We start from the raw sequence: 4,836 nt of genomic DNA on the forward strand, positions 1-4,836 counted from the left end.
GCAGCGGGCCGGGGAGTCGCAGCGGTTTCCTGCCTGGGCGCCGTGGCCGCCCGGGTGGCGGTGCGGTTGCCCTGCTGGCTCAGCCGCCGGAATTCGGCCTCCGCTTCGCGTGGCGATCGCTGCTGGGCCTGGGACTGAGTCGGCAACCGCAGGGTGGCTCCCCGCTGCAGGTAGTTGATATTGCCACGCACGAAAGCGTTGGGGTTAAGATGATAGAGCGCCACCATGGTCTGCTGTACCGTGACCGGGGCACGGGTATGGCGGGCGGCGATGGCCCAGAGGGTATCGGTACTGCGGATGGGGCCGTAGCGTCCCGGGGCCGGCGCGGGGGCCGGCTGCGGCTGGACGGACGGCACGGCGGCCGGAGATGTTGCCGGGGCCGGCGCTTCCGTTTCCGGCCCGCGCAGCTCGATATAAAACTCGCCCTGGGCGAAGGACGGCGCGGAGCAGGCCAGCCACAGGGCCAGACCGGAGCTAAGGTGTGGTCTGAGTCGTCTCATTATGTATCCAGTATCCTTTTCCTGACGCTTCACCGGGGCAACCGGCGGGCTTGGCTCGCCATGGCACAAGTGTAGAAAAAAACAGTGCCAATAGGAACTTATCTGTCCAGGTTATGCTGTCTTAGCCTTATCGGCCGCGGTGCCTCAAGCTTTAAACCCCAGGGCGGCGAGGTCGTTGTCAACCCCCAGCAGACGCAGGGAGCCCAGCTCCCGGCGCTGGGGATAGTCCTTGCGCAGCCGGTCGAAGAAACCGGGCTGGCCCAGGGCCCGGCGAAAGGCGAGATCGTCCCGCTCGATATCGTAAACCAGCCGCACCAGGCGTTCGAGCAGCGCTTGCTCCGGCACCTCGGCCAGGGTCACGGCCGCCACCGGGGGAGACGGCAGCAGTTGCCCGGGGGTGACTGCCACCGCCCGCCCCTGCTGGGTGCACAGGGCCTGGTAGAGGGCGAAGGTGCCCCTGACCTTGCCCTCCAGGCTGTAGCCGGCGATATGGGGCGTGGCGAGCAGCACATGGGGTACCAGGGGCGCCAGCACCTCGGGCTCGTGCTCCCACACGTCCATCACCAGGGTCAGGGGCTCAGGTCCCTGTTGGCGCTGCAACAGGGCCCGGTTGTCCCACACGTCCCCCCGGCAGGCGTTGATCAGCACCTGCTCCCCATCCAGACCGGCAATGCGGGCCTCGTCCAGCAGGTGCCAGGTGGGATGTTCGCCATCCCGGACCAGGGGCACGTGGAAACTGACGATATCCGCGCGCAAGGCCTGGTCAAACTCGACAAAAGCCGTCGGATCCCGTTCGGCCAGCAAGGGGTCGCACAACAGTACCTCCATGCCCAGCGCCCGGGCCCGGCCGGCCACCTCGGATCCGGTATTGCCGGCCCCGATCACCGCCAGGGTCTTGCCGGCGAGTTGCCAGCCCTTGTGGACCGCGACCCGCAGCAGGGCCGCCAGCAGATAGTCGCCCACCGCCACCTTGTTGCAGCCCGGCGCACTGGCAAAACCGATGCCGCGGCGGGCCAGCAGGCCGGTGTCCACGTGGTCACAGCCGATGGTGGCCGTGCCCACGAAGGCCAGGCGCCCGGCCTGGGCCAGCAGGGCCTCGTCCACCCGGGTGATGGAGCGTACCAGCAGCACGTCCACGTCCCGCAGCTGCCCGGGACTGATCTCCCGGCCGGGGCAGGTCGTCACCTCGGCCCAGTCGCCAAACAACTCCTGCACGAAGGGCATGTTTTCATCGGCCAGCAATTTCATCGGTTACCTCCTTGAACGGCCAGGCATTGTACCCCGAGTCGCCCCGGGCTTCAGCTGTAATCCGCCCGCGCTTTTGCTAGACTCGCGACTTTGTCGCCATTCACTCCCTCACCTATGACTTTGAAGCTATTCCTTGGCGTGCTGGCCTTGCTGGTCCTGCCCGTCGCCATCGCCAGCCTGGGCTACCACTGGCACTGGCACTGGTTTCCCCTGCTGGATCTGGACGAACTGCCCGCCCTGCTGGCCTACGGCCTGACCCTGTCGGTCGGGGAAACCGGTATTCTTATCACCCTGGTGCTGCTGAGCGCCCTCACCCTGCATCGCTGGCGGCGCCGCCCCGGCCAGTTTCTGGTGTTCTTTCTCTGCCTGATGACCGCCCTGGGCGGCGCCTTCGTCACCAAGACCCTGGCCAAGCAGTACTTCAAGGAGCCCAGGCCCTATGTGCTCTGGCTGGAGGAGCAGGGCAAGATCGACAGCAGCAGTTTCTATGCCCAGCGGGAGGCGATCCGCGAGCAATGGCTGGCCGAGGGCCTGAGCCGGGTGTCCGAGCAGCAGATCCCCCGCTGGCTCAAGCTGCACTGGCAGGAAGAGGTGAACTATTCCTTCCCCTCCGGCCACTCCATCGCGGCCATGACCATCGCCGCCTTCTTCTGCCTGCTGCTGGCCTACCGCCGTGCCTCGCCCTGGCTGGTCACCGCCCTGGCCGGCTGGGCGGTGGCGGTGTGTTACTCCCGCCTGCTGCTGGGCCTGCACTGGCCCGCCGATATCCTGGCCAGCAGCCTGCTCGGCTTTCTGTTCGGTGCCCTCGGTGCCTGGGGCTTTATCCGCTGGGATCGACGGAAACTATAGCGAGGCGTGAGGCGTGAGGCGTGAGGCGTGAGGCGTGAGGCGTGAGGCGTGAGGCGTGAGGCGTGAGCAACAGTGGAGATGCTTCCGATCCCGACGCAACAAAAAAGCGCCCGCGGGCGCTTTTTTACTTGTGTTATCAGAGCCTTCAGCCCTTGTACTTGCTGAACACCAGGCTGGCGTTGGTGCCGCCGAAACCGAAGCTGTTGGACATCACGGTGTCCAGCTCGGCTTCTTGATATTCGGTGACGATGGGCAGGCCCTGGGCCTTCTCGTCCAGCTCGGTGATGTTGATGCTGGGGGCGATAAAGCCGTGCTCCAGCATCAGCAGCGAATACACCGCCTCGTGCACGCCGGCGGCACCCAGGGCGTGGCCGGTCATCGCCTTGGTGGCGGAGATGTAGGGCGCCTGGTCGCCGAACAGGCCGTGGATGGCCTCCAGCTCCTTAACGTCGCCCACCGGGGTGGAGGTGCCGTGGGTGTTGATGTACTGCACCGGCGCCGGCGCCGTGGCCATGGCCTGCTTCATGCAGCGTACCGCGCCCTCGCCGGAGGGAGCCACCATGTCGTAGCCGTCGGAGGTGGCGCCGTAACCGGTGATCTCGGCGTAGATCTTGGCGCCGCGCTTCAAGGCGTGCTCCAGCTCTTCCACCACCAGGATGCCGCCGCCACCGGAGATGACGAAGCCGTCGCGGCCGGCGTCGTAGGTGCGGGAGGCCAGCTCCGGGGTCTCGTTGTACTTGCTGGACAGGGCGCCCATGGCGTCGAACTGCAGCGCCAGGGTCCAGTCCACTTCTTCACCGCCGCCGGCGAAGACGATGTCCTGCTTGCCCATCTGGATTTGTTCCAGGGCGTGGCCGATGCAGTGGGCCGAGGTGGCGCAGGCGGAGCTGATGGAGTAGTTGATGCCCTTGATCTTGAAGGGAGTGGCCAGGCAGGCGGAGGTGGTGGACGACATGGTGCGCGGCACCATGTAGGGGCCGACCCGACGCACGCCTTTCTCGCGCAGGGTGTCGCAGGCCTCGATCTGGTTCTTGGAAGAAGCACCGCCGGAGCCCACCACCAGGCCGGTGCGCTCGTTGGACACCATGGACTCGTCGAGTCCGGCGTCGGCAATGGCCTGCTCCATGGAAAGATAGGCGAAGGCGGCGGCATCGCCCATAAAGCGCATGACCTTGCGATCGATATGCTCGGCCGGGTTCAGTTTGATGTTCCCCCATACCTGGCTGCGCAGCTTGTAGTCCGCGAACTGCTCGGAGAAGCTGATACCGGAGCGGCCCGCCTTGAGGGAAGCCAGGACCTCTTCCTTGTTGTTGCCTATGCTGGACACCACACCGATACCGGTAATGACTGCTCTTCTCATCTATCTTTCCTACTGTCTTGATTTGGCGCCAATTCTAACCACAAAACATGGTCAAACTGGTCTGCTTTCACATAAAATGACCGCTTTTACGGCCCCGGAGGTTCAGTGTCACCCCACATCATCACGACCGCTCGCCTGGACTGGAATGACCAGGGCACGCCGGTCGCCGCCGCGTTCGACGATGTCTACTTTTCCAACGACAACGGCCTGGCCGAAACCCGTTATGTGTTCCTGGGCCAGAACGGCCTGCCCGGACGCTTCGTCGATCACGACCGTGCCCTGTTCGTGGTGGCCGAAACCGGCTTTGGCACCGGCCTCAACTTTCTGGCCACCTGGCAGGCCTTTATCGACTATCGTCGGCAGCATCCGCAAGGTAACGCCCGGCGCCTGCACTTTATCAGCGTGGAAAAATACCCGCTTTCCCACACCGATCTGCGACAGGCCCTGGGCCAGTGGCCAGAGCTTAGCACTTTAAGCGAACATTTGTTAGCTGAATATCCGCTGGCCGTGAGCGGCTGTCACCGGCTGTGGCTGGCGGAAGACGTCTGCCTGGACTTGTGGCTGGGCGACGTGGCCGAACTGCTGCCCCAGATGGAAGCGGGCCTGCTCGGCAAGGTCGACGCCTGGTACCTGGACGGCTTCGCCCCCAGCAAGAACCCCGAGATGTGGACCCCCGAGCTGTTCCGGGAGCTGGCCCGGCTGGCCAGGAACGGCGCCACCCTGGCCACCTTTACCGCCGCCGGTTTCGTTCGCCGGGGGCTGCGGGAGGCAGGCTTCGAGGTGGCCCGGGTCAAGGGCTTCGGCCGCAAGCGGGAAATGCTGGCCGGGCACCGCCGTCCCGACATCCGCGCCCCCTACCCAACCCCCTGGTACTGGCGC

General features: G+C 65.5%; 5 protein-coding genes. 2 read left to right on the plus strand and 3 right to left on the minus strand.

The features are described from left to right. Window positions 1-500: FimV/HubP family polar landmark protein (locus CGX12_RS18775; protein WP_303396190.1), on the minus strand; the 500-nt coding region annotated here is incomplete at its 3' end. Between the two features lie 144 nt (window positions 501-644). Beyond that, the gene (locus CGX12_RS18780) at window positions 645-1,748 is read right to left on the minus strand and encodes a 4-phosphoerythronate dehydrogenase (RefSeq protein ID WP_094041400.1); all 1,104 of its coding nucleotides are present in this window, start codon (window positions 1,746-1,748) and stop codon (window positions 645-647) included. A gap of 114 nt (window positions 1,749-1,862) precedes the next feature. Between CGX12_RS18780 and CGX12_RS18785 the strand changes: the two genes are divergently transcribed. Next, window positions 1,863-2,597 carry a phosphatase PAP2 family protein gene (locus tag CGX12_RS18785; protein ID WP_094041401.1) on the plus strand — a complete coding sequence of 245 codons (735 nt, stop codon included), beginning with the start codon at window positions 1,863-1,865 and terminating at the stop codon, window positions 2,595-2,597. A gap of 145 nt (window positions 2,598-2,742) precedes the next feature. Here CGX12_RS18785 and fabB read toward each other — a convergent pair whose 3' ends face one another. After that, the gene (gene fabB, locus CGX12_RS18790; RefSeq protein ID WP_094041402.1) at window positions 2,743-3,957 is read right to left on the minus strand and encodes a beta-ketoacyl-ACP synthase I; all 1,215 of its coding nucleotides are present in this window, start codon (window positions 3,955-3,957) and stop codon (window positions 2,743-2,745) included. A 105-nt stretch (window positions 3,958-4,062) separates the two neighbouring features. On the opposite strand from fabB, the gene mnmC2 reads away from it, so the two are divergent. Continuing rightward, window positions 4,063-4,836, plus strand: a 774-nt coding sequence (mnmC2, locus tag CGX12_RS18795) for a tRNA (5-methylaminomethyl-2-thiouridine)(34)-methyltransferase MnmC2 (protein WP_142995706.1), incomplete at its 3' end; no start/stop codon positions are given.

The organism is Zobellella denitrificans (assembly GCF_002237365.1).
In the GTDB taxonomy this organism is placed as follows: domain Bacteria; phylum Pseudomonadota; class Gammaproteobacteria; order Enterobacterales; family Aeromonadaceae; genus Oceanimonas; species Oceanimonas denitrificans.

Coding starts and splice junctions, on each gene's coding strand:
- CGX12_RS18785 (WP_094041401.1), top strand. CDS start 1,863: ATGACTTTGAAGCTATTCCTTGGCGTGCTGGCCTTGCTGGTCCTGCCC.
- CGX12_RS18780 (WP_094041400.1), bottom strand. CDS start 1,748: ATGAAATTGCTGGCCGATGAAAACATGCCCTTCGTGCAGGAGTTGTTT.
- fabB (WP_094041402.1), bottom strand. CDS start 3,957: ATGAGAAGAGCAGTCATTACCGGTATCGGTGTGGTGTCCAGCATAGGC.